The organism is Pseudomonas abietaniphila, assembly GCF_039697315.1.
In the GTDB taxonomy this organism is placed as follows: Bacteria; Pseudomonadota; Gammaproteobacteria; order Pseudomonadales; family Pseudomonadaceae; genus Aquipseudomonas; species Aquipseudomonas abietaniphila_B.
The window spans coordinates 5,724,418-5,747,281 of the sequence record NZ_CP155619.1 but is presented as its reverse complement, the minus strand read 5'-3'; the positions used below and the strand labels follow the sequence as shown (position 1 = coordinate 5,747,281).

Annotated in this window: 22 protein-coding genes and 2 tRNA genes; 14 read left to right on the top strand and 10 right to left on the bottom strand. The window is 59.5% G+C overall.

The annotated features are described in order from the left end of the window. Window positions 1-56 precede the first annotated feature (56 nt). Window positions 57-1,265 (bottom strand): ammonium transporter, encoded by a 1,209-nt coding sequence (locus ABDX87_RS25260; RefSeq protein ID WP_346830331.1) that lies wholly within the window; start codon window positions 1,263-1,265, stop codon window positions 57-59. A gap of 357 nt (window positions 1,266-1,622) precedes the next feature. On the opposite strand from ABDX87_RS25260, the gene ABDX87_RS25255 reads away from it, so the two are divergent. The 8 genes from ABDX87_RS25255 (at window position 1,623) to ABDX87_RS25220 (ending at window position 10,773) form a co-directional block, all read left to right on the top strand. Then, window positions 1,623-1,937, top strand: a complete 315-nt coding sequence (locus ABDX87_RS25255; RefSeq protein ID WP_346830330.1) for a DUF883 family protein — start codon at window positions 1,623-1,625, stop codon at window positions 1,935-1,937. Between the two features lie 5 nt (window positions 1,938-1,942). Further along, window positions 1,943-2,329: a phage holin family protein gene (locus ABDX87_RS25250; protein WP_346830329.1), complete on the top strand. Its 387-nt coding sequence runs from the start codon at window positions 1,943-1,945 to the stop codon at window positions 2,327-2,329. Beyond that, window positions 2,326-2,667, top strand: a complete 342-nt coding sequence (locus ABDX87_RS25245; RefSeq protein WP_346830328.1) for a hypothetical protein — start codon at window positions 2,326-2,328, stop codon at window positions 2,665-2,667. Before ABDX87_RS25250 ends, ABDX87_RS25245 begins: the two co-directional genes overlap by 4 nt. Window positions 2,668-2,817: 150 nt before the next feature. Next, entirely contained in the window at window positions 2,818-3,981 is a 1,164-nt protein-coding gene (locus ABDX87_RS25240; protein ID WP_346830327.1) for an EAL domain-containing protein, read from the top strand. Window positions 3,982-4,066: 85 nt separating this feature from the next. Next, entirely contained in the window at window positions 4,067-5,398 is a 1,332-nt protein-coding gene (locus ABDX87_RS25235; protein ID WP_074753290.1) for a deoxyguanosinetriphosphate triphosphohydrolase, read from the top strand. A gap of 304 nt (window positions 5,399-5,702) precedes the next feature. Next, window positions 5,703-6,101, top strand: a complete 399-nt coding sequence (locus ABDX87_RS25230; protein ID WP_346830326.1) for a response regulator — start codon at window positions 5,703-5,705, stop codon at window positions 6,099-6,101. A gap of 380 nt (window positions 6,102-6,481) precedes the next feature. Further along, the gene (locus ABDX87_RS25225; RefSeq protein WP_346830325.1) at window positions 6,482-7,108 is read left to right on the top strand and encodes a response regulator transcription factor; all 627 of its coding nucleotides are present in this window, start codon (window positions 6,482-6,484) and stop codon (window positions 7,106-7,108) included. 8 nt (window positions 7,109-7,116) lie between these two features. Next, a complete protein-coding gene (locus ABDX87_RS25220; protein ID WP_346830324.1) occupies window positions 7,117-10,773 on the top strand; it encodes a transporter substrate-binding domain-containing protein in 3,657 nt (1,218 codons plus the stop codon). 58 nt (window positions 10,774-10,831) lie between these two features. Here the strand turns inward: ABDX87_RS25220 and ABDX87_RS25215 are convergent, their stop codons facing one another. Next, entirely contained in the window at window positions 10,832-11,176 is a 345-nt protein-coding gene (locus ABDX87_RS25215) for a YggL family protein (protein WP_346830323.1), read from the bottom strand. Between the two features lie 317 nt (window positions 11,177-11,493). On the opposite strand from ABDX87_RS25215, the gene dacB reads away from it, so the two are divergent. Continuing rightward, window positions 11,494-12,960 carry a D-alanyl-D-alanine carboxypeptidase/D-alanyl-D-alanine endopeptidase gene (dacB, locus tag ABDX87_RS25210; RefSeq protein ID WP_346830322.1) on the top strand — a complete coding sequence of 489 codons (1,467 nt, stop codon included), beginning with the start codon at window positions 11,494-11,496 and terminating at the stop codon, window positions 12,958-12,960. 51 nt (window positions 12,961-13,011) lie between these two features. Here dacB and ABDX87_RS25205 read toward each other — a convergent pair whose 3' ends face one another. Genes ABDX87_RS25205 through ABDX87_RS25195 form a run of 3 tightly spaced genes read right to left on the bottom strand, consistent with a single transcriptional unit; the run spans window position 13,012 to window position 15,867 of the window. After that, window positions 13,012-13,806: an ABC transporter ATP-binding protein gene (locus ABDX87_RS25205; protein ID WP_346830321.1), complete on the bottom strand. Its 795-nt coding sequence runs from the start codon at window positions 13,804-13,806 to the stop codon at window positions 13,012-13,014. Continuing rightward, window positions 13,800-14,798 (bottom strand): ABC transporter permease, encoded by a 999-nt coding sequence (locus tag ABDX87_RS25200; RefSeq protein WP_346830320.1) that lies wholly within the window; start codon window positions 14,796-14,798, stop codon window positions 13,800-13,802. Before ABDX87_RS25200 ends, ABDX87_RS25205 begins: the two co-directional genes overlap by 7 nt. Then, window positions 14,785-15,867 carry an ABC transporter substrate-binding protein gene (locus ABDX87_RS25195; RefSeq protein WP_346830319.1) on the bottom strand — a complete coding sequence of 361 codons (1,083 nt, stop codon included), beginning with the start codon at window positions 15,865-15,867 and terminating at the stop codon, window positions 14,785-14,787. The genes ABDX87_RS25200 and ABDX87_RS25195 overlap by 14 nt, the downstream gene beginning before the upstream one ends. A 291-nt stretch (window positions 15,868-16,158) precedes the next feature. On the opposite strand from ABDX87_RS25195, the gene ABDX87_RS25190 reads away from it, so the two are divergent. After that, window positions 16,159-16,791, top strand: a complete 633-nt coding sequence (locus tag ABDX87_RS25190; RefSeq protein ID WP_346830318.1) for a hypothetical protein — start codon at window positions 16,159-16,161, stop codon at window positions 16,789-16,791. Between the two features lie 151 nt (window positions 16,792-16,942). On the opposite strand, the gene ABDX87_RS25185 is transcribed toward ABDX87_RS25190, so the two are convergent. From ABDX87_RS25185 to ABDX87_RS25175, 3 genes are all read right to left on the bottom strand, one after another. Beyond that, window positions 16,943-17,287, bottom strand: coding sequence for a 2-oxoacid ferredoxin oxidoreductase (locus tag ABDX87_RS25185; protein ID WP_346830317.1), 345 nt, complete (start codon window positions 17,285-17,287; stop codon window positions 16,943-16,945). 82 nt (window positions 17,288-17,369) lie between these two features. Next, window positions 17,370-17,927 (bottom strand): DUF4174 domain-containing protein, encoded by a 558-nt coding sequence (locus ABDX87_RS25180; protein ID WP_346830316.1) that lies wholly within the window; start codon window positions 17,925-17,927, stop codon window positions 17,370-17,372. A 242-nt stretch (window positions 17,928-18,169) separates the two neighbouring features. After that, window positions 18,170-18,246: transfer RNA gene (locus ABDX87_RS25175), tRNA-Val, on the bottom strand. Window positions 18,247-18,478: 232 nt separating this feature from the next. Between ABDX87_RS25175 and ABDX87_RS25170 the strand changes: the two genes are divergently transcribed. From ABDX87_RS25170 to ABDX87_RS25160, 3 genes are all read left to right on the top strand, one after another. Further along, on the top strand, window positions 18,479-19,498 hold the full coding sequence (locus ABDX87_RS25170) for a hypothetical protein (protein WP_346830315.1): 1,020 nt from the start codon (window positions 18,479-18,481) through the stop codon (window positions 19,496-19,498). A 99-nt stretch (window positions 19,499-19,597) separates the two neighbouring features. Continuing rightward, window positions 19,598-19,945 carry a hypothetical protein gene (locus tag ABDX87_RS25165; RefSeq protein WP_346830314.1) on the top strand — a complete coding sequence of 116 codons (348 nt, stop codon included), beginning with the start codon at window positions 19,598-19,600 and terminating at the stop codon, window positions 19,943-19,945. 177 nt (window positions 19,946-20,122) lie between these two features. Next, a complete protein-coding gene (locus ABDX87_RS25160) occupies window positions 20,123-20,344 on the top strand; it encodes a hypothetical protein (RefSeq protein ID WP_431061182.1) in 222 nt (73 codons plus the stop codon). Window positions 20,345-20,434: 90 nt separating this feature from the next. Here the strand turns inward: ABDX87_RS25160 and ABDX87_RS25155 are convergent. Beyond that, window positions 20,435-20,511 (bottom strand) — tRNA-Val (locus ABDX87_RS25155). A gap of 205 nt (window positions 20,512-20,716) precedes the next feature. Here ABDX87_RS25155 and ABDX87_RS25150 point away from each other — a divergent pair. After that, a complete protein-coding gene (locus tag ABDX87_RS25150) occupies window positions 20,717-22,000 on the top strand; it encodes an NAD(P)/FAD-dependent oxidoreductase (RefSeq protein WP_346830312.1) in 1,284 nt (427 codons plus the stop codon). 30 nt (window positions 22,001-22,030) lie between these two features. Here ABDX87_RS25150 and ABDX87_RS25145 read toward each other — a convergent pair whose 3' ends face one another. Next, window positions 22,031-22,726: a cysteine peptidase family C39 domain-containing protein gene (locus ABDX87_RS25145; protein ID WP_431061181.1), complete on the bottom strand. Its 696-nt coding sequence runs from the start codon at window positions 22,724-22,726 to the stop codon at window positions 22,031-22,033. Window positions 22,727-22,864 lie beyond the last annotated feature (138 nt).

Sequence of the window (22,864 nt, the reverse complement as noted above, 5' to 3'; positions counted from 1 at the left end):
GCAGGGCCGTGCTTACCCGTTCGCGGATAAGCATAGCCAAGTGGCAACACCACGCCTCAATCGTGGCTGACGGCACCGATCTTGTGGATCGACAGGTCGGCGCCGTAATACTCCTGCTCCTGACTCAATCGCAGCCCCAGGCACAGCTTGATCACGCCATAAACAAGGAACCCGCCTGCCAGCGCGATAAGCACGCCCACTGCGCTGCCGATCAGTTGACTGATCAGACTGACCCCGCCGATTCCCCCGAGCGCTGTCTGGCCAAAGATGCCGCAAGCAATACCGCCCCACACACCACAGAGGCCGTGCAGCGGCCAGACGCCCAGCACATCGTCGATTTTCCAGCGCACCTGCGCGGCCGTGAAACACCAGACGAACAGCGCACCGGCGATAACGCCGGTGGCCAGGGCGCCGACCGGGTGCATCAGGTCGGAACCCGCGCAGACCGCCACCAGACCTGCCAACGGTCCGTTGTGCAAGAACCCGGGGTCATTGCGACCGACGAGCAAGGCCGCCGCCGTGCCGCCCACCATCGCCATCAATGAGTTGACCGCCACCAGGCCGCTCACGCCGTCCAGCGTCTGGGCGCTCATCACGTTGAAACCGAACCAGCCGACGATGAGAATCCAAGACCCCAGAGCGAGAAAAGGAATGCTGGAGGGCGGATACGCGACCAGTTTGCCATCGCGATAACGGCCGTTGCGCGCCCCCAATAACATCACCGCCGCCAATGCGAGCCAGCCGCCCATGGCGTGCACCACCACGGAGCCGGCGAAATCATGGAAGCTGGCCCCAAACGTGTTTCGTAACCACGACTGCAGGCCAAAATTGCCATTCCACACCATCCCTTCGAAGAAGGGATAGACAAACGCCACGATCAACACCGTTGCGCACAATTGCGGGGCGAACCGCGCACGCTCGGCGATACCACCGGAAATGATCGCGGGGATCGCCGCAGCGAAGGTCAGCAGGAAGAAAAACTTGACGAGGCTATAACCGTGATCGGTGGCCAGGACCGCTGCAGGCTGCAGGAAGCTCACGCCGTAGGAAATCCAGTAGCCAATGAAGAAGTACGCCAGGGTCGACACCGCAAAATCACTGAGGATTTTCGACAGTGCGTTGACTTGATTCTTCTGCCGGACGGTGCCGACTTCAAGAAAGGCGAAACCGGCGTGCATGGCGAGAACCATCACAGCGCCGATCAGAATGAACAGGGTATTGGTACTGTGGACGAGGGTGTCCACAGCACTTTGAACATTTTCCATCGAGGGGCAGGCCTGCAATTAATGAAAAGCACCAAAGCGGAACAACGCCCCTGCCCTATCGCGCAATCAGCACCAATACGGAGCAGAAAAAAGCCAAACCCACCCGCTTTGGTGCACAACGGCAGACAGAAAAATCGAACGCTTAAATGTTTTTCTCGGTTTTAAGGTGATGAAGCAACGTCTCGTCAACGTTGCCGACACTGCGCGCTCTTCTTTGGAGCGCGCCGCCTCCCTGGCGCACCATCCCACAGCAAAAGCTGTACCAGCCGCGATGCAGACAAGTTACGGCAATTGGAATGAACCTTCAGTAATGCGCCATACTCGAAATCCCATATTGCCACCCCAACGGAGAACACCATGGCTCGCCCATCAGCAGAGAAAGCCCAGGACATTTTGATGGCAGACTTCCAGACACTGGTTGCCGACACGGAAAAACTGCTGGCGCACACGGCCTCCCTCGCCGGCGATCAAGCTGACGTACTGCGCGATCAAATCAACGAAAGTCTGCTGCGCGCCCGCGAAACGCTGGCCCTTGCCGAAGAAACCCTTCGCGAGCGCGGGAAGGAAGCGGTCGTTGCGACCGAAGAATACGTTCAGAACAACCCATGGCAGTCCGTCGGCATTGCCGCCGGTGTCGGGTTCCTTCTGGGCCTGCTGGCCACAAGGCGCTGATTGATATGACGCCGGGAACAGGTCCATCCGAGACCGATCACACGTCCTCGCCGCGCCGTCTGGGCGCGGCATTTCTGGGTCTGCTGCACAGCCATGTCGAGCTTTTCGGCATTGAATTGCAGGAACAGAAAGCCCGCACCGTCAGCTTGTTGTTGTTCGCCGGGCTGGCGTTGGTGTTCGCCCTTCTGCTGCTCATCGGGCTGTCGGCATTGCTTTTGATCCTGGTGTGGGACAGCTACCGTCTGGCCGGCATCATCGGCCTGTGCGCGTTCTATACGCTTGCCGCACTGTTCTGTGCCATGCGTTTAAAGGCAGCGATTTTCGATGAGTCTTCACCCTTCCATTCCACGCTGGAAGAACTGGCCAATGACCGCGAGCGACTGATGCCATGAGCCTGCCTGAATTGCCTCAGACCCATAATCGTCGTGAACTGCGAAAGGCGTTGATTCGCCTGCGCATGGAAATGCACCGCCAGGAGATTCGTCACGAATCGGCCCAGCTGATGCGTCCGTTGCACCGTATGCGCGGCATGGCCCACGACTTTCCCGGTTCACTTGGCATCAAACACGCGCCGTTGTGGGGAGTCGGCATCGTTTCCCTGCTGGGTTTCCTGACCGGCAAGGGTGCGCGGAGCAAGCGTAGCGGCAGCGTCACGCGGCTGGTTAAACTCAGCGCCACCCTCATGCCGCTGATCAGGCTCGTCCTTCAGGGTCGCAATCGCCGTCCTTGAGCTGGCCCTTTGGCTGCATTCTTGCAAACAAACCTGACCCGCGCCTTTGTCCAATGGTTCACATCGGACAAAGGCGCGTCGTTGCGTCTGGCAATGTCGCGCGCGTGGTGCAAGAACAACACAGCCAATAACCACTCATGAGGAGGCCATGTGATCGATGGGCAACCGCTAGCTTGCTTTCAGCCGTTCATCGATACCGCCACAGGCCGTATTGCAGGGGTAGAAGCCTTGGGACGCCTGCGTCAGGATGACGGCCGCCTGCAATCGGTCGGCCCCCTGTTCGCAGACCCCAAACGCCCCGCTGCCGAATTGCGTCGACTGGATCGCCTGATCCGGGATAACGCCTTGGGGCGCTTGCACGAGGTCCCCCACGACTGGTTCCTGAGTCTTAATATTTCACCTCGCTGGATCAGCCGCCTGCGCCCCGGCCAACCATTGCCGAGCCTCAAACAGTTACAGCGTCACGGCATCCCTGCTCAACGAATTGTCTTCGAGATTACCGAACTGGGCGGCGACAGCCAGCGCTTGAGTGACGTCGTGGCGCGTTACCGTGAAGCTGGCGCGCGCATCGCAATCGACGACTTCGGCGCCGGCTACTCGCAGCTTGATCGCGTCCTCGCCTTACAGCCGGACATTCTCAAGCTGGACATGCGCCTGTTTCAGGCCGCTGCCCGCGGTGGACCCAGCAGCGATGTGGTTAAAGCGCTGGCTCAGATGGCTGAAAAAACCGGCTGCTGGATCATCGCCGAGGGTGTCGAAACCGAGGCCGAACTCCACTTCGCGCTGGAGTGTGGCTCACGCTATGTGCAGGGTTTTCTCTTCGCCCAAGCCGAAATGGAGTTCTTTGCGGCCGACGCGTTTGTCGAACGATTCGCCGAACTGCGCGATCGCTACGTGATGCAGAAAGTGGTCGAGCGCGAGCGCTTGATGAACCTGCGCAAACAGCTCAGTCAGCTGATGCTGCGCCTGCAAGCCTGGGCCGAGGGCGACGCGCCATTGGGTGACTTGCCGGACGTGCAGGAATACCCCTGGTTGCTGCGGTTCTATCAGTGTGACCGGCACGGCACGCAACTCACCCCCAACCTGGAGCGGCGCAATGGGGCGTGGACGGCCGATACCCGCTACCTGGGCCATAACTGGTCGTGGCGCCCGTACTTCTATCATCTGCTTGCCGAGGGTTGGCATGAGCGCCGATTGACGCTGTCCAACACCTACCGCGACGCCACCAGCAACCAGTACTGCCTCACCGCCGGGCAGTTCTTTGATAACGGACAGCGCCTGTTGCTGATCGACGTCGACGCGGCAGGGTTTTAATCCCGCCCTCGACACCATCTTCTGCTTGCAGCCCGGTAGACGAACCGGGAAGCTAGGCCGGTAATCACCCGATGGAGTACCGGCCTTGGATTGGCAAACCCTGCTCACCCGCGAGCGCCTTGGCAAAACCCTGCACAGCCCTGAGGAACTGGGGCGCAGCCCGTTCCACAAGGACCACGACCGGATCATTTTCTCTGGCGCCTTCCGCCGCCTCGGGCGTAAGACCCAGGTGCACCCGGTCACCAGCAATGACCACATTCACACGCGGTTGACCCACTCCCTGGAAGTCAGCTGTGTGGGCCGCTCGCTGGGCATGCGTGTCGGCGAAACCCTTCGCAGCGCCCTGCCCGACTGGTGCGAGCCAAGCGATCTGGGCATGGTCGTGCAATCGGCGTGTCTGGCCCATGACATCGGCAACCCACCGTTCGGCCACTCCGGTGAAGACGCGATTCGCAACTGGTTCAAGCAAGCGGCCGGACGCGGCTGGCTGGACGGCATGAGCGAAGTGGAGCGCAACGACTTCCTCAATTTCGAGGGCAACGCGCAGGGTTTCCGAGTCCTGACTCAACTCGAATATCACCAGTTCGAAGGGGGCACCCGCCTGACCTACGCGACACTGGGCACGTACCTGAAATACCCATGGACGGCCCGACACGCCGACTCTCTGGGGTACAAGAAGCACAAGTTCGGCTGCTATCAGAGCGAGTTGCCGATCCTGGAGCAGATCGCTCACAAACTCGGTCTTCCGCAGCTGGAAGAACAGCGCTGGGCGCGCCACCCACTGGTCTACCTCATGGAGGCCGCCGACGACATCTGTTACGCCCTGATTGACCTTGAGGACGGGCTGGAGATGGAGTTGCTGACCTACCCGGAAGTGGAGTCCCTGCTGCTGGGGCTGGTGGGCGACGATCTGCCCGAGACCTATCGTCAACTCGGCCCAGGTGATTCACGTCGACGCAAGCTGGCCATCCTGCGCGGCAAAGCGATCGAACACCTGACCAACGCGGCCGCGCGCGCCTTCGTCGAGCAACAGGATGCGTTGCTCGCGGGCACTTTGCAGGGCGACCTGGTGGAACATATGCACGGTCCGGCCAAGCGCTGCGTTCTGAATGCCAAGGACATGGCACGCAAGAAAATCTTCCAGGACAAACGCAAGACCCTGCACGAGATTGGCGCCTACACCACGCTGGAGATTCTGTTGAACGCGTTCTGCGGCGCCGCACTGGAGCAATTTGGGGGGCATACCCCGTCCTTCAAGAGCCGGCGCATTCTTGATCTGTTGGGCAACAGCGCGCCGGACCCGAAGGCGCCCCTGCACACGTCCTTCCTGCGGGTCATCGATTTCATCGCAGGCATGACTGACAGTTACGCCAGCGAAATGGCTCGCGAGATGACGGGCCGTTCGAGCCCGATCTGAACCGCCAAGGATCGACGCGACCGAAGCAGCCCGATCATTCAGCAGCCCGAATTCCGTCAGGAGTTCGGGCTTTTCTTTCCATGACATCCGGAAAAGAAAACCGAATCTTCGGATGTTTCCCACGCACCAATCAGACTCGTCCTATCGCCGCCTTCACACCTCTGCCGAATAATCCGCCAGCTCGTTAACGCCGGCAGACTCGAGTCATTACCTGCTCGCCGACCTCATTCGCAACCATTCCTGTCGAGCGCCCTGCCCCGTGGCTGCGCCCGATCAGGGTTTGTCGCTCAGCCTGGGAAGACCGATGTTCAAACGCAACCTGCGAATCCTGCTGGTAGAAGATCACCCGTTCCAGCTCATCGCCCTGCAGATTTTGCTCAACAACCATGGCCTTTATCTGCTGACACCGGCCTTGAATGCCCATGAAGCGCTCGCCGCGCTAGAACGGAGCGACAAACCCTATGACCTGCTGCTGTGCGACCAGCGCCTGCCGGACATGTGCGGTATCGATCTGGTGGAGAAGGCCAGCCAGCAAGGATTGATCGAGCATGCCGTGCTGCTCAGCGGCCTGGATGCGGCTCAACTGGCCGACATCGAACGCCAGGCCCGGGCGCGAGGCGTTCCATTATTGGGCAGCCTGAACAAGCCACTGAACACGCTGGAACTCCTGCGACTCATTGCGCAAACGGACGGTGATCACTGACGCATCTTGAACATTTCACGGACACTTAACTGCACCCAACTGCGAATAACGACTATGTTTGTACGCTGAATTGTTCGCAGCCATCTCGCACAGGTTTCCAGCGTGAAAAAATCAATCGCTTAGATGGTGCGTCGCCGATAAACGCCTGAGCGAGATCATGACTATTCGAAATAAACATATTTATCCTGACAACTTTTTCAGCTTGGAAAACCTCGACTTTTTTAAACATTTATGAGCCCGATGGATATTGACGTACGTCAATGCGGTAATTTTTGTAGGATCTTTCCCATATACCACCGCAGGCCCTTTCTCTTCATGTGCGCCTTCGAACATCTGGGATATGGTGCGCGCATTCTTCGCTGCTTGTTATGGATTGAATCATGAACTCAGTTTTTATCATTGACGATCACCCGGTCATTCGCATGGCCATCCGGATGCTGCTGGAAAACGAAAATTACGAGATTGTCGGCGAGACCGATAATGGTGTGGACGCCATGCAGATGGTGCGCGAATGCATGCCAGACCTCATCATTCTCGATATCAGCATCCCCAAACTGGACGGCCTGGAAGTGCTGTCGCGCTTCAATGCGATGAACCTTCCCGCAAAGATTCTCGTGCTAACGGCGCAAGCGCCCAGCCTGTTCGCCATTCGCTGCATGCAATCGGGCGCCGCCGGTTATGTCTGCAAGCAGGAAGACCTCACTGAACTTGTGAGTTCGGTGAAAGCGGTACTTTCCGGCTACAATTATTTTCCGAGCCAGGCGCTCGCCACCGCCGCCGCACAAGTCGGCGACCCAAACGAACTCGAACGCTTCAAGCTGGTCAATGACCGCGAACTGATGGTATTGCAGTTATTTGCCCAGGGCCGAACAAACAAGGAAATCGCCAAGGGCATGTTTCTCAGCAACAAGACCGTGAGTACATACAAAACCCGCCTGATGCAAAAACTCAAAGCCAAGACTCTGGTAGAACTTATCGAGATGGCAAAACGCAACGCGCTAGTGTGAGAAACAGGATGTCGAAGGGGATAAAGGACTATTGGATAGCGGCCGTACTTGTGTGCCTGAGCATCACAACCCAGGCCGACCCCGCTGCGGCCGAACGCTATACCCTGCTGAGTCGCTCCAACCCCGCGCACATGGACGTGACGCTGGACCGAACCCAATGGCAGTGGGTACGCAACAAACGCGAATTGATTCTGGGCACCTCAGCACCGGACTACCCCCCTTTCGACATGACCCTCACCGGTCACGACTACGAAGGCTTCACGGCTGATTACGTCGGCATCCTCGGGCGCGCGCTGGACCTGCCGGTCAGGGTGTTGCGCTATGGATCCCGCGACCTCGCCATCCAGGCGTTGGCGAGCGGCGAGATCGACCTCCTCGGCAGCGCCAATGGCTACGAAGCGGCCGACCAGAACATCACGCTGTCATCGCCCTATGCGGTCGACCAACCGGTTCTGGTGACGCGCGTCGGCGAAAGCCGCCCGTTGACCGACGGTCTCAACGCCCTGCGGCTGAGCATGGCGTATCACTACCTGCCCCCCGAAGAGATCGCGGCGCTGTACCCCAAAGCGCGCCTGCAGACCTTTCCCTCGTTTCAGAGCGCGATCAACGCGGTCGCCTTCAATCAGGCCGATGTCTTCCTGGGCGACGCCATCTCTACGCACTACGTCATCAACAAGGGTTACCTCAACAACGTGCAGATGGCCAATTTCGGCAAGCACGAAGCCAATGGTTTCAGCTTCGCGGTGCGGACCGACAACACCCCGTTGCTGGAGATCGTGAACCTGATCCTCAAGGGCATTCCCATTGAGGAGCGCATCGCCATTTCCAAGCGCTGGGGCGCTGGCAGCGACCTGATGCTGACCGATCAGAAGTTGCAACTGACCCAGCGTGAAGAGCGCTGGATCGCCCAGCACCCAACGATCCGGGTGGTGATAAATGATGCCTACGCCCCGCTCACCTTCTTTGACGCCAGCGGCAATTTTCGCGGCGTGACCGCCGACCTGCTCGATCTGATCAGACTTCGGACCGGGTTGCGATTCGAGGTCACCCACGCGCCCAGCATGAACGACATGATGAACCGGCTCAGTCAGGGTCAGGCCGATCTGATCGGTGCGATGGTCCAGAGCGACGAGCGTGAGAATCGCTTCAACTTCAGCCGCCCGTACATGGACAATCCGTTCGTGCTGGTGACCCGCAAGCAAACCTCCAGCCCCGCCAACCTTGACCAACTGGACGGCAAACGCGTCGCCTTGACCCTGGGCAGCCCGATCCTGCCGTACCTGCAGCAGGCCTACCCCGGTATTTATCCCGTGGAAGTCGACAACCCCGCTCAGGCCCTCGACATGCTCGCTCACGGCCGAGTGGAAGGCACGATCACCTCGCTTTTCAGCGCCAGTTATTTCCTGTCCTCTCGCGCCCTTCACGATGCCTTGCAAATGCGCGTCACCGTGGGCCAGGAGCCCGCCCGCATCGCCATGGCGACCTCCCGCAATGCCACGGAACTCAGCGCCATTATCGACAAGGCCCTGTCGAGCATCGCCCCCGAAGACCTCGCGGTGATCAACAACCGTTGGCGGACCTACATTCCACCTGGCCGCGGCGGGTGGCAGGACTACCAGCTGCTGGTCTATCAGATCGTCGCCGGCGCCAGCCTTCTGCTGTTCGGCTCGCTGGCCTGGAATGCCTGGATGCGCCGTCAGATCAAACAACGCGAACGCGCCGAGCGTGCTTTGAGCGACCAGTTCGAGTTCATGAGCGCACTGGTCAACGGCACGCCGCACCCGATCTACGTGCGCGACCGCGATGGCCTGCTGCAGATGTGCAACGAAAGCTACCTGACCGCGTTCTCCGCCAAACGCGAAGACGTGATCGGAATGACGATCCTGGATGGCGTACTGAGCGATGCCCAGGAAGCACGACAGTATGTCGCGGACTACCAGACCGTCATGGAGCAGGACACGCCACTGATCCTTGACCGATCACTGCACATCGGCGACCGGTCATTGACCATCTATCACTGGATCCTGCCTTTTCGCGACTCGCTGGGTAAGGTGCAGGGCATCATCGGCGGCTGGATCGACATCAGTGAACGACGCCAGTTGATCGAGGAATTGCAGACCGCCAAGCAGCAAGCCGATGACGCCAATCGCGCCAAAAGCACCTTTCTAGCCACCATGAGCCATGAGATACGCACGCCGATGAATGCGGTCATCGGGATGCTGGAGCTCGCGCTGAAACGGGCGGATCAAGGTCAACTCGATCGCCCCGCCATTGAGGTCGCCTACAGTTCGGCCAAGGACCTGCTGGAACTGATCGGCGACATTCTCGACATCGCCCGCATCGAATCCGGGCGCCTGACCTTGAGCCCCGAGCGCGCCAACCTGCGCCAGCTCGTGGAATCGGTGGTCAGGGTGTTCGATGGCCTCGCGCGTCAAAAGAGCCTGACGTTGCAACTGGATCTGGACAGCCGGATCAACGTCGACGTGCTGATCGATCCCCTGCGCTTCAAACAGATCCTCTCCAACCTGATCAGCAACGCCATCAAGTTCACCCAGCAGGGCCAGATCCGCATCAGCCTGCAGGTTGAAGACTCGCCTCACGAGCAACAGATCCGTCTGGAAGTCATCATTCAGGACAGCGGTATCGGCATCACCGAAGAGGACCAGTTGCGCCTCTTCGCCCCTTTCGCACAAGCCGACAACAGCGGCCACCTCGCCCGGACCGGCGCAGGGCTCGGCCTCGTCATTTGCCGCAGCCTGTGCGAAATGATGGGCGGCACACTGTCCCTAGAAAGCCAGCCGGGCCAGGGCACCCAGGTTCGAATGATGTTCGAACTGACCTCGCTCGATCCGGTCGCGAATCTCGCACCCGTGCGGGAGAACGATGAGCGCGCCTGCGCGACGCTGGACATTCTGGTGGTCGACGATCATCCGGCCAATCGCCTGCTGCTGTGCCAGCAGCTGGGTTTCCTGGGCCATCGCTGCGATGTCGCCGAACAAGGTGCTCAAGGCCTGGAGCGGTGGCTGGCCCGCCGTTTTGATCTGGTGATCGTCGACTGCAACATGCCGGTGATGAATGGTTACGACCTGACGCGGGCCATACGCACCCATGAGCGTGAGCACACACAGGCACCGTGCACCGTGCTCGGCTTTACCGCCAACGCGCAGCCTGAGGAGAAGCAGCGCTGCCGTGACGCCGGAATGGACGACTGCCTGTTCAAACCGATCAGCCTGACCGCGCTCAACGACCGATTGTCTCGGGTGGGCGCCAGACCAGGCAGCCAGCACCCGACGCCAGACGTCGCGGCGTTCGACATGGCAAGTATCGTAGCATTGACCGGTAACCGTCCGGAAATGATTCAGCACCTGATCAGCCAGCTGATCACCAGCAGTCGGGACGATGTCAAAGAATTGGGCGAAGTGAGCGCGCGAGGCAGCACAGAAGCGATCAAGGACGTCGCGCACAAGATCAAAGGCGCGGCCCGGATCATCAGCGCACGCACCGTCATTGATCTGTGTGAACGACTCGAAGAGGCGTGTGACGCAGCCGCTTCAGCGTCGATCATTTCGGCCCACATCGAGGCGTTGATGAAGGCAATGGCCGCCCTAGAACAAGGACTGTTGATGCAGCGGCAGCCGACAAGCAAGCGGTTTACAGAGCAGTGAACGTAAAAAAGGAAAGCAGGCTCATCGCCTGCTTCCCTTTTCAACAACTCGACTGCGATCAGGCAGGCTTGTTGATTGGCTTTTCCGGGTACCAGGCGTCCTGAAGCGGGGTGACTTCAACCTTGGTCAGCTCTTCACGAGCCTTCAACCAGCTTTCAACGATTGCGCGCTGCTCTTCGGTGACCGAGCCACGTTTGGCGAGGCAGACCAGACCGAAGTCATCGCCGCCGACGTAATCCAGACCGTTGGCATCCATCGCTTCTGTCAGGAAGGCGTCGAGGAAGGCGTCGATCTCCGCATCGTCCAGGTTCTCTTTGAAATCCAGGTTCAGTTCAAAACCCAGCTCCTGGAATTCATCCACGCATAGTTTTTTGCGCAGACGGCGGGAACGGTTAGTCGCCATGGAAACATCCTCAAAAGTAAAATATCGGGCGGCACTCTACCAGCTTGGCCGCACAAAAGCCCGAAACCCGCGTCATCGGCCGATGACGCAGCACAGAAAATCGCGTTTTAACGTGACAATCCGGTGGCATTTGAAAAAATAGCCGGGTTTGACGGCCGTCCCCCGGCGCAAGTCACGAAAGCTTGGGGCATAATGCCGCTTTATCAGGTCGCCATGTTTCAGCCCTCAGGGTCGACATTTTTCGGCTTCCTTTTTTACGTCACGAGGGAATCCATCCCCTCATCTGTTCCCGCCTTTGCGCAGTAGGGTTTTATTGAATGATCAAGTCTTTGCGTCCCCTGTTTTTCGCCTCCCTGCTCCTGCCGATTTCATTCTGCGTTTCTGCTGCCCCGATCAACACCGCACTGCCTCCCAAGGTTCAAGAAGCCATTAAGGCGAGCAAGCTCGATAACAACGCCCTGTCGCTGGTCATGTTGCCTGTCACCGGGCCAGGCACCCCGACCGTGTTCAACGCCGACGTGTCGGTCAACCCGGCTTCGACCATGAAGCTGGTGACCACGTACGCAGCGCTGGAAATGCTCGGCCCGACCCATCAGTGGAAAACCGAGTTCTACACCGACGGGACGCTGAGCAATGGCGTGTTGCGCGGCAACCTCTACCTCAAGGGAGGCGGCGATCCGAAGCTGAACATGGAGAAACTCTGGCTGTTGATGCGTGATCTGCGCGCCAACGGTGTGCAACAGATCACGGGTGATCTGGTCCTGGACCGCAGCCACTTCATTCAGCCGCAATTGCCGGTGTTCGATGACGACGGCAATGACAAGAACAAGCCGTTTCTGGTTCGCCCGGATTCGTTGATGGTCAACCTCAAGGCCCTGCGCTTCGTGACCCGCAACGATGGCGGCAAGATTCTGGTGTCGGTGGAGCCGCCGATTGCCGCGATCCACATCAATAATCAGGTCAAGGCGCTGTCCTCGAACAAGTGCACAGGCGACGTCCTGTATAACCCGGTTCCGGAGGCCGATGGCGGCATTACGGTCACGGTGTCCGGCCAACTGGGCGACGGCTGCAACTCGCAGACGTATCTGTCGCTGCTCGATCATCCGACCTACACCGCCGGCGCCGTGCGCGCCATCTGGCAGGAACTGGGCGGCACGATCCTCGGCAAGGACCGTCTGGACGTCGTGCCTGGCGGCGCAAAGTTGCTGGCCAAAGCCTACTCGCCAGACTTGGCCGAGATCATTCGCGACATCAACAAATTCAGTAACAACACCATGGCCCAGCAGCTATTCCTGAGCCTGGGATCGGAGTTCCGCAACGAGGCCGACGGCGACGACGCCAAGGCCGCGCAGCGCGTGATTCGTCAGTGGCTGGCGAAAAAAGGCATCACCGCGCCGCATCTGGTCATGGAAAACGGTTCAGGTCTGTCTCGCGCCGAGCGGGTCAGCGCCCGTGAAATGGCGCAGATGCTTCAAGCCGCGTGGAACAGCCCCTATCAGGCAGAGTTCATGAGCTCGCTGCCGCTGGCAGGCATGGACGGCACCATGCGCAAACGCCTGAAACGGACCGCCTTGCGGGGCGAAGCACACATCAAGACCGGCACCCTGAATACCGTCCGTGCGATTGCCGGCTTCAGCCGCGACAGCAACGGCAACACCTGGGTCGTCGTCGCGATCCTGAACGACCCACGTCCATGGGGCGCGTCGTCGGTGCTTGATGAAGTGTTGGTCAGCATGTTCAATCAGCCGAAACTGGCCAACACCGCCATCTCGTTGCAGCAGTAACCCTCCAGACCTCGAGCGCGCTGTTACTCGAAACAGCGCGCTCGCCGACTTCTACCAGCGCTCGCCCAACCCCAGAAGACCGAGAATCTCTTTGCGCAAGTCCAGCAGATACGGATCGTCCCGGTGTCGCGGGTAGTCGCGCTCGATGGTGAGCTCAGCCTTGATCGTTGCCGGCCGATCGCTGAATACGATGACGCGATTGGCCAGCAGCAACGCCTCTTCGACATCGTGGGTCACCAGCAGCACGGTGTAGCCCTGGCGCTGCCAGAGATCGACCAGTTCCTGCTGCATCGCGATGCGCGTCAATGAATCGAGCTTGCCCAGCGGTTCGTCGAGAATCAGCAAGCGCGGCTCGTTCACCAGCGCCCGGGCCAAGGCCACACGTTGCGCCATCCCGCCCGACAATTGCCGCGGATAAGCACGCGCGAACTCACTCAGGCCCACCTTCGCCAGCGCCTGATCGACCTTCCCTCGCGTCGTCTTGAGTAACCCTTGGGCTTCAAGGCCCAAGGCAACGTTGTCCCAGACCTTGCGCCAGGGATAGAGGGTCGGGTCCTGAAAAACCACCACGCGACTGGGATCGGGGCCCGTGATCTCGGTGCCGTCAGCCTGCAACGTTCCTCGATCAGCCGTTTCCAGACCCGCGACCAATCTCAACAGCGTGGATTTACCGCACCCGGACGGCCCCAAGAGCGCGACGAACTCTCCCGGCGCCACATCGAGCGATACGTGCTCCAGCACCGGAAGTCGGTGCCCCTCCAGGGAAAATCCATGACTGAGTGTATCGATGTGCAACGCCAGGCCTGGGCTTTGCCCGGCACTTGCCGCACGCGCGGTGCTTACCATTTCATTGCTCCCTGCTGCCAGGCCAGTAGCCGGTCACGGATTAAAAACAATGCGGAAATCAGGCCTGAACACGCCAGCGCCATGAGTAAGAGCGCCGCATACATGTTGGCGTACGCCGCCCAACCCTGGGCCCATTGCAGGTACCAGCCAATGCCGGACTTCACGCCCATCATCTCCGCCACCACCAACGTCGAGAACGATGCGCCCAACCCCATGAACAACCCGACGAACACGTGGGGGAGCGCTGCTGGTATTGCCACCTTGAAGATCAGAAAGCGTTGCGTTGCGCCCAGCGTACGCGCCACGTCGTAGTAGGCCTTATCGACACTCGATACCCCGGACCAGGTCAGCACCGTCACCGGAAACCAGGTCGCCAGGGCAATCAGAAACACGCTGGCGCTCCAACTGCTGGGGAACAGAAAAAAGCACAGCGGCAGCAGCGCCGTAGAGGGCACCGGCCCGAGGATTCTCAACACCGGGTGCAGCCAGTAACCGATGCTGCGTGACCAGCCGATGGCCACCCCGGCAATAAACCCGGTCAGCGCACCGACCGCCACGCCGCTGCCCAGGAGAATCGCCGAGTGCAACAGGCTGTCGGCCAGGCGCGGCCAGTCTTCGACATAGACGTCCAACAATGCCTGAGGCGGCGCGAAGAACGGCACCGGCAACCAGCCGAGCTTGGCGGTGAACAGCTCCCACAGGCTCAACGCAATCGGTAAAGCGATCAGCCAGGCGCCGTAAGACCGCATCCGCCTTCCCAGCCGCTCAGACCATCGACCTAGCATCACCGCCAGGATAATCAGCGCGGCGATTCCCAGGCAAAGGTTGGCCAATCCCTGCGTCATCGGCCACTGACGCGTCGCATTGGGCCACCACGCAACCAACGCCGCCGCTGTAATCCAGGCCGACGGAGCCACCAGCCCTGACAACCAAAGACGCGGCGATGAGGCCTTTACCGGCGTGACTGCCTCTACCCACTCAGCTGAAGACATCGGCAGTGATCTCCCCGGCGAATGTATTGGCATCCGTGCTCTGACGGATCACTTCGACGGTCTTGAGATCCCGTACATAGGTCGCGATTTCCGCCGTCAAAGCAGCACCGACCGCATGATGGCCGTGGGTGTGGTCATGAAGAATGGCCACCACTTCTTCGGTCGTCGTATTCAGGGCGTATGCCTGAAATCCCTTGGCGACTTCTTCAGGGTGTTTGACCGAATAGTCGTGGGCTTCCAGAATCGCCTGCGTCAAGGCAGCCACTACGCGCTTTTCGTCCCTGGCCAGCTTGCCGGTGACGCCCACCACGCAGCAGCTGAGATTGGCGTACTCCTCCACCAGATTGGTCGACAGCTCCCGTGCCTTACCGGCATTGATCAGCCGGTACATGAACGGATCACTGCCGCTGACGGCCTGCACTTCACCTCGCTCAAGGGCCGTTCCAAGCAGGTCGGAGGGATACAGCCGCCACTCGACATCGCGCACCGGGTCGACGCCGTGTTTTTTCAGCAGGATTGAGAAGAAGTTGCGGTCGGGACTGGCCATATCGGTCACGCCGATCGCCTTGCCCTTGAGGTCTTCCAGCCGGCTGATCCCACCGTTGGCAGCACTCAGCAAGCGCAGGCACCCGCCATGCGTACCCGCCGTCAGCTTGACGTCGAATCCCTGCTCCAGCGCCTTGAGCCAGCGCAGCGCCATACCGATGCCTGCATCCGCCTTACCGGTGGCGATGGCCTCCAGCAACACTTCTGTGGAGTTGCCAAAGTTCACCAGTTCGACATCCAGATTGTGCTTCTTGAAGAACCCCTGCCCGTGGGCAATCACCACCGGCGCGAGGCACACCGCATTGAGGTTAATGGCGAGCTTGAGGGCACGAGGCTGGTCGAGCCGAATGAAATCTCCCGTCCCCGCTGGTTCACCCGACGCTTCTGCACCATGGGCCGCATGTTCGGCATGCTCATCGGCAGCCAGGACCCCGCGCGGCAGCGACAGCAACAAGGGTGAAGCCAGTGCAGCGCCCGCCAACCCCAGCAGACGGCGGCGGCTCAGATGATCGAATACGGCCATGGGTGTTCCTTTACCAAATGAATGAAATGGGCGCGGTCACCTGAAATCCTTAATAACCGTTCGTTACGGAATCAGGACCTGCTTAAAACCCTATCATCTGATTTTTAATTACTTAAATTCATTTTTAGTCTAAATGACTATGCAATTAATCTATGTAAAGGAAGACAGTCCGACGCATGCTGTCGAGCGCCGAACGGGCGCGGTCGAGCATTTCTGACAGTGATGTCATCCACCCCACTCACCAGCAGCGCTAAGCTCGGCACTCGTTAACCCACACAGGACTGTGATCCCATGAAAACAACCACTGGCAAACGACTGCGTGACACCTTTCTGGTATCAAGCCTGCTGGTGTCGGCGCTGATGATCGCCGCACCTTCGAACGCCGATGATGCCAAGCCGACTCGGGTACGCGGGGCGATTACCGCCGTCGAAGGAGACCTGCTCAAGATGCATAGCAACCGAGGTGAGGACCTGCAGATAAATTTGACCAAGGACACCCAGGTCCGTGGCGTGACCCTTGCCCAGGTGTCCGAGATCAAACCCGGCAGCTACATCGGCTCAGCGGCGGTTCCACAGCCGGACGGCACGCTCAAGGCACTCGAGGTTCATGTGTTCCCGCCTGAAATGGCCGGCACAGGCGATGGTCACCGGGCGTTCGATCTGGGCAAGGACAGCACCATGACCAACGGCTCGGTGGGTGACCTGGTGATGAGTAACGGTCGCACCATCACGGTGAACTACAAGGGCGGTCAAAAGAAGATTGTCATCCCGGATGACGTGCCGATCGTCAATCTGGTGCCCGCCGACCGAAGCCTGCTCAAGCCCGGCGTGAAAGTCGTTTTGCAGGCACAGAAAGCCGAAGACGGTGCATTGAACGCCGTCTCGGTCTCCGCGGGAGAGAATGGCGTGACGCCACCGATGTGAGGAAGCCGGTGTAACCAATCAGAAGGTCCGATTGCCGGCCAATGACATTACGAGCACATTCATTCGCGGGAAACACTGTCATGCGATACGCAGGCATCGCCCTGCCATGGCCCCGCGAATGAACGTCGTACTGTTGCGTCTGATTGGTCGATTACAGGCAGGTCGCCAATACCGCACCGCGCTGGTCGACGGCCTTGGCGCCCGGTTTCGCGTAGTAATTGATGGTCGTTGACGCACCCTTGCCCATCACGTCAGCGAAGTATTCGCCTTCAGTGGTATAGACGGTGAATTCGCCCGGATTGCCTTTGTCCATGAACACATCGGCGACGTCACCGAACAATTGCACATTGGCCCAGGTCACTTTGACGCATTCAGCGACCGCAGCGGCTGGCTTTTGACTGGAATACACCTGCGCCGGACCCGCCGAACGCGTCTGATTCAAGCCCATGCAACCCGCCAGCATTGCCAGCGCTACAGCTCCCGCCCAGTGTTTCATGACAGTCCTTTCGATAAAAAAGGAGCGATATTAGCAGCAAAGACTCAACGCGGCGCCGGCAGGTGCATTGACTGACAGCCGATCAATCATCGGGCTGCGCAGCGGGGGCGGCCGGCGCGGCCTTGCCTCCTTTACCGGGTTTCCCACCCTGGGCTGTCGATTTGGGTTCGGCGGCGGGCGCAACGGGCGCAGGCGCGGCGGCTTCCTTCTCGGCCATCGGCATCTGGTCAATGGTGCTGAAGATTTCCTTGGGATCGATATTGCCCTTGTGGTCTATCTTGGTTTCCCCGTCCTTGCCGACCAGAATCACCTGTGCCTGATCGCCCGACCGGGCGCCCAGCTTCAGATCACGAATCAACGCCATGGTCGATTGGGCGTCCATGTCCTTGCCGTTACGCTGGCCGATCATGTTCACGATCGTGTAAAGCACCATGCTGCGCTTAGCGAAAGCCTCTTTATTGGCCGGCTCTTCAAGGCTCTTCTTGAGGCTTACCAACGTCGGGTCCACCGAACTCGAGGCAATGATGATCAACGGACGAGACCTGCCCCGCTCTTGGCCCAGCGGGGTATCACTGTCCGCCGCCAGCAACGGGCTGGACACGGCAAACAGAATGGCGAGGGTCAGGGACCGACTTAACATACGCACCTCCTTTCGATATCCATGCACTGATGATCGCGCATCGTGGCAAAAGGTCCAGGCGATAGATTGAAAAATCAGGATTTTTTTTCTGAACCGCCGGCGGTAAGAACCGCAGAAAAGCCGTGAGAGGACCGGCACGGTTGAACGTGGAAGATAGACATTGAGAGAAAATGGCGGACAACAAAAAAGGGCGAATCTTTCGATTCGCCCTTTTTGGACCGCCCAGCAGAGCGGATTTTGTTTGGTAGGCGCGATTGGACTCGAACCAACGACCCCCACCATGTCAAGGTGGTGCTCTAACCAACTGAGCTACGTGCCTGCTGTGGGTCGGCATTCTACGGATATTCAAATAGCTGTCAACGTCTTTTTTCACACTAACCCTATGAATATGCGAATTTTTTGCAGCGACCAATGCCCGCCAGCGAGGACAGCACGCACAGTGCATCCGGCACCCCGCACTTTTCGCGCCCTATACTGAAAAAACCGCAGGGCGACGCGCTGATCGACGTCGTCGGATCCATCGCCCTCGTCACACCCAAGGGATTGCCATCGTGAACGTGCGCGCCCTGATCATTACGCTGCTGGTGATGCTGACGGGCTGCACGTCCGCCCATAAAGCCGCGCCCGCTGCGGTTCAGATTTCGCCCCAGACCTGGCATCAGGTCGACCAGGAGATACTGGCCGCGTCGAAGACCGCCACCGCACCTGCCCGGCGCTACGCCACGCAGACCATGGACAGCTGGATGGACAGCGTCTATCAGCGTACCGAGTCCGACTTCATCCCCTGGTTTACGGGCTACTGGACCCAGCAGTGGCTCACGGTGAAAGTCAGCTGGTACAAAGTCAGCAGCCAGAAAGGTGAGCAGACACCGGCGCAACGGCTGGATGCCTACCTGCAGGACCAATACCACGAGCGGGTGCTCGACCCGGTGTCCGAGCAGATCGATCCCGATGCGGTCACCGCTCAGGCGACGGCCTACTACATTCAACTGCTGGGCCAGCAGCTGCCTCCCATTGCCCAGCGCTACAACATTCCGAGCGAGCAGTTCGACGCCCATTTGAACGCGATTCCCGCCATCACGCTGGCACCACCTTCCACGGACAACGCAACGCTGTATCAGTTGACCCACGCCGAACCGCTGGCAAAGATGCCCGCCTACCTCGCGCTCATCGACCGGGTTCATAAGGCGGCAAATGGACCCGACGCCGGTCGGCCTGATGCCGGGATTTCTTCGGTGGCGATTCACTCCAGCGAGAAGCTCGAAGCCAGCCTCGCCCCGCGAGGGGCGGCCAGCGCCATTGCTGCAGCGGTGGGTCGCGTCGCTGGGCTGATGATCTCTGCCGGCATGGCGGGGTTCGGGGCTATCGCTCACCAGAACGAGCGAGCCGAAATGGAAGAGCAGTTACGCAACAGCCTCTATGCCGCGCTCAACGAGAAGAAGCGCAGCCTGATCGACAACCCGGAGTTCGGCGTCTTGGCCGGGGTTTATTATGTGGCGGGTCAGATTGAAGGCAGCCTGGGTGACGCGCCACTGTTGCCGTCATCGCTGGACAGCGCGAACACACCGTGAGGACGTCAGATGCGACTGCCGCTGGTCGCGATGATGGCACTATGTTTGAAGTCCGAAGGACCAATGTGCAGTTAGGACCAAAGACATGGAGATCACCTGATGAACAGATCAATTGCGGCATTGGCGATGGGTTGCGCCCTCACGTTTACTTCACTGGCGGCCATGGCTGGCTCCACCTCGCCCGACATGGGTCCTCCGCCGTCTCAAACCGGCCTCGACCCAAGGACACAGGGCAACGATATTCAAAGGCAAGGGACTGACATGGACAAAGGCGATCCCGCCACCGGTATTCGTCGTGGTATGAATACGGGCGCCATGAGCAACGGAACCGGCGGCAGCAATGATGCCGACCTGCCCGGTGGCGATACGACGGGCGGCGGCTCGACAGGAAGCGGATCGAAAGGCTCGTCAGGCGGCGCCTCCAGCGCTGGCGGTGCAGGAGGCTAGACCGAGAGCCATCTGCTCGTTTGGCCGGACGATAATCTCGCCTGTATGGTGGCAGCTCAAAACCGTCGACAGGTCGCGTATCATCACGCGCCTGTTACAAAGCGCTGTTAATAAAAGGAGCAGGGCGGATTCGGTATCCGCTCTGCCCTTTCGGTTTTGAGGAAGATGACCGTGGGAATGAAGAAATCCGCGCTGGAGCTCAAGCGCGACCTGAACGCGATTGCGGCAAATCTGGAAAGCACGGCGGGCGAAATCAGTCGTTTGGCTGAACGTGTCAAGGACGTCGACGTCGTCGCCGTGCTCCACTTGATGAACCAACAATACAAGGACGCCGACCGGCTACGAGCCTACGTCGACGAGATCAAAGCCGGGCGGATCACGCGGGGCAAAGCAGAATAACTGCGCGTCGCTTGATGCGACTCAGAATGCAAAAAGGGCGACCCACTCGGGTCGCCCTTTTTAATACCGCCCAGCAGAGCGGATTTTGTCTGGTAGGCGCGATTGGACTCGAACCAACGACCCCCACCATGTCAAGGTGGTGCTCTAACCAACTGAGCTACGTGCCTGCTGTGGACGGGCATTCTACTGATATTCAACAGCCTGTCAACAGCGCCGTTTTGATAACCCCCTGAAATTTCTGATTTTTTAGCCGAAGCCCTAAGCAAGTGGCACATATTTAGGACACTTTATCCTCCCGACCCGCTGGTGGCGGCTTTTCATCTCAGGTAGGATTGGCGCATTCGTAAAATATACTAGACAGGGGCTTCCAGGATGACCAACACCGCATATCCGCAGTCGTACTACGCTGCGTCCGCCAACCCCGCCCCTGCCCGTCCGGTATTGCAAGGTGAAGTGGAGACTGATGTGTGCGTCATCGGCGCCGGCTACACCGGTCTGTCGAGCGCACTCTTTCTGCTGGAGAACGGTTTCAAGGTCACGGTGCTGGAGGCAGCGAAAGTCGGCTTCGGCGCGTCCGGCCGAAATGGCGGACAGATCGTCAACAGTTACAGCCGCGATATCGATGTGATCGAGCGCACCGTCGGACCCAAGCAAGCGCAGCTGATGGGCATGATGGCGTTCGAAGGCGGTCGCATTATCCGCGAGCGCGTAGCGCAGTATCAAATTCAGTGCGACCTGAAAGACGGCGGCGTATTCGCGGCGATCACTGACAAGCAGATGGGCCATCTGGAGTCCCAGAAAAAACTCTGGGAGCGTTACGGCCACACTCAGCTGGAATTGATGGATCAGCGACGCATTCGTGAAGTGGTGGCCTGTGATCAGTACATTGGCGGCATGCTCGACATGAGCGGCGGCCACATCCACCCGCTGAACCTGGCGCTGGGCGAAGCGGCTGCCGTGGAGTCGCTGGGTGGTACGATTTACGAGCAGTCCGCGGCGATTCGCATCGAGCGTGGTGCCAATCCGGTGGTGTACACGGAGCAAGGCAAGGTACGCGCGAAGTTCATCATCGTTGCCGGCAACGCCTATCTGGGGAATCTGGTGCCGGAGCTGGCCGCGAAATCGATGCCATGCGGCACGCAGGTCATCACCACCGAGCCGCTGAGCGAAGAACTGGCCAGCACATTGCTGCCCCAGGACTACTGCGTCGAAGACTGCAATTACCTGCTCGATTACTACCGGCTCTCGGGTGACAAGCGCCTGATCTTCGGCGGTGGCGTGGTCTACGGCGCGCGCGACCCGGCGAACATCGAAGCAATCATTCGCCCGAAGATGCTCAAGGCGTTCCCGCAATTGAAGGACGTGAAGATTGATTACGCCTGGACGGGAAACTTCCTGCTGACCCTGTCGCGCCTGCCGCAGGTGGGTCGACTGGGCGACAACATCTATTACTCCCAAGGGTGCAGCGGTCACGGCGTGACGTATACACACCTGGCAGGCAAGGTGCTGGCCGAGGCATTGCGCGGGCAGGCGGAGCGGTTCGATGCGTTCGCCGGCCTGCCTCACTACCCTTTCCCGGGCGGACAGATTCTGCGGACTCCGCTGACCGCTCTGGGTGCGTGGTATTACAGCCTGCGGGATAAGCTTGGGTTCTGACTCAACACCCAGAGACCATAACGCGCATCATCAATGCGCGTTATTGAGCGTCTTGACCGCTTCGCCCGCCGCCTGCTCTTGTCCGGCCTGGGCCAGATCATTGGCAGCCCTGAGCCAGCGTTCGCGATCGACCGGGACCGGAAGCTGACGAGGGCTCTGCACCAGCACGGCCCAATTGCCAGCGTTGTCCCACTCCGAGGTGAACTCTTCGAAACTCATGGTCAGGCGCCCCATCCCGGTATAGATCAGCACGGTGCGCTTGTTCTGATTGAAGCCCACCAACACACCATAGCGTTGATCTTTCCACCACATCGAGCCTTCGGAGAACCGCAGCAGCACCGGGTAACCCGCCGAGACTTGAGCCAGGAGGTCAGGGAACTGATGATCGACGGGGTATACGACGAAACCGTATTCGCGCGCCAGGTTCGCCATGTTCTGATCGAGCTTTTCTTCAGCGCCTGGCAATTTCAACGGCTTCTCAAGCAAACCCGGCGTGGTCTGTACACCGTGCACGCTCAGCATGCTGGCGAGTGCGAAGGGCCCGCTTTGATAGGCCTTGCCCCTGAAGAAGGGCACCGAGTTGATCTCGACGCGGTCTGGCAGGCGCTTGTATTGCGCCGGAACGCCCGGTTTATAGGCATGGGGATCCGCACAACCGGCCAGGGCCAAGACCATACCCAGCGCCAACCATTTCCGTTTGGTTCCAGAGACATCCCATCGAGACATTTTTCACTCACTTGTCAGGTGCCGGGCAACCCACGACCCGGCCTGGACGCCGATCATAGAGCCGCCAACGCCTCGGGTATAGCCTCATTACGCAGTCAGGACGCGCCGATAGAACAAAACAGTCATGCGTTTCATACC

Excerpts from the sequence above, each read along its gene's own strand:
- ABDX87_RS25260 (WP_346830331.1), bottom strand. The coding sequence starts at position 1,265 with ATGGAAAATGTTCAAAGTGCTGTGGACACCCTCGTCCACAGTACCAAT.
- ABDX87_RS25255 (WP_346830330.1), top strand. The coding sequence starts at position 1,623 with ATGGCTCGCCCATCAGCAGAGAAAGCCCAGGACATTTTGATGGCAGAC.
- ABDX87_RS25250 (WP_346830329.1), top strand. The coding sequence starts at position 1,943 with ATGACGCCGGGAACAGGTCCATCCGAGACCGATCACACGTCCTCGCCG.
- ABDX87_RS25245 (WP_346830328.1), top strand. The coding sequence starts at position 2,326 with ATGAGCCTGCCTGAATTGCCTCAGACCCATAATCGTCGTGAACTGCGA.
- ABDX87_RS25230 (WP_346830326.1), top strand. The coding sequence starts at position 5,703 with ATGTTCAAACGCAACCTGCGAATCCTGCTGGTAGAAGATCACCCGTTC.
- ABDX87_RS25225 (WP_346830325.1), top strand. The coding sequence starts at position 6,482 with ATGAACTCAGTTTTTATCATTGACGATCACCCGGTCATTCGCATGGCC.
- ABDX87_RS25220 (WP_346830324.1), top strand. The coding sequence starts at position 7,117 with ATGTCGAAGGGGATAAAGGACTATTGGATAGCGGCCGTACTTGTGTGC.
- ABDX87_RS25215 (WP_346830323.1), bottom strand. The coding sequence starts at position 11,176 with ATGGCGACTAACCGTTCCCGCCGTCTGCGCAAAAAACTATGCGTGGAT.
- dacB (WP_346830322.1), top strand. The coding sequence starts at position 11,494 with ATGATCAAGTCTTTGCGTCCCCTGTTTTTCGCCTCCCTGCTCCTGCCG.
- ABDX87_RS25205 (WP_346830321.1), bottom strand. The coding sequence starts at position 13,806 with ATGGTAAGCACCGCGCGTGCGGCAAGTGCCGGGCAAAGCCCAGGCCTG.
- ABDX87_RS25200 (WP_346830320.1), bottom strand. The coding sequence starts at position 14,798 with ATGTCTTCAGCTGAGTGGGTAGAGGCAGTCACGCCGGTAAAGGCCTCA.
- ABDX87_RS25195 (WP_346830319.1), bottom strand. The coding sequence starts at position 15,867 with ATGGCCGTATTCGATCATCTGAGCCGCCGCCGTCTGCTGGGGTTGGCG.
- ABDX87_RS25190 (WP_346830318.1), top strand. The coding sequence starts at position 16,159 with ATGAAAACAACCACTGGCAAACGACTGCGTGACACCTTTCTGGTATCA.
- ABDX87_RS25185 (WP_346830317.1), bottom strand. The coding sequence starts at position 17,287 with ATGAAACACTGGGCGGGAGCTGTAGCGCTGGCAATGCTGGCGGGTTGC.
- ABDX87_RS25180 (WP_346830316.1), bottom strand. The coding sequence starts at position 17,927 with ATGTTAAGTCGGTCCCTGACCCTCGCCATTCTGTTTGCCGTGTCCAGC.
- ABDX87_RS25165 (WP_346830314.1), top strand. The coding sequence starts at position 19,598 with ATGAACAGATCAATTGCGGCATTGGCGATGGGTTGCGCCCTCACGTTT.
- ABDX87_RS25160 (WP_431061182.1), top strand. The coding sequence starts at position 20,123 with ATGAAGAAATCCGCGCTGGAGCTCAAGCGCGACCTGAACGCGATTGCG.
- ABDX87_RS25150 (WP_346830312.1), top strand. The coding sequence starts at position 20,717 with ATGACCAACACCGCATATCCGCAGTCGTACTACGCTGCGTCCGCCAAC.
- ABDX87_RS25145 (WP_431061181.1), bottom strand. The coding sequence starts at position 22,726 with ATGTCTCGATGGGATGTCTCTGGAACCAAACGGAAATGGTTGGCGCTG.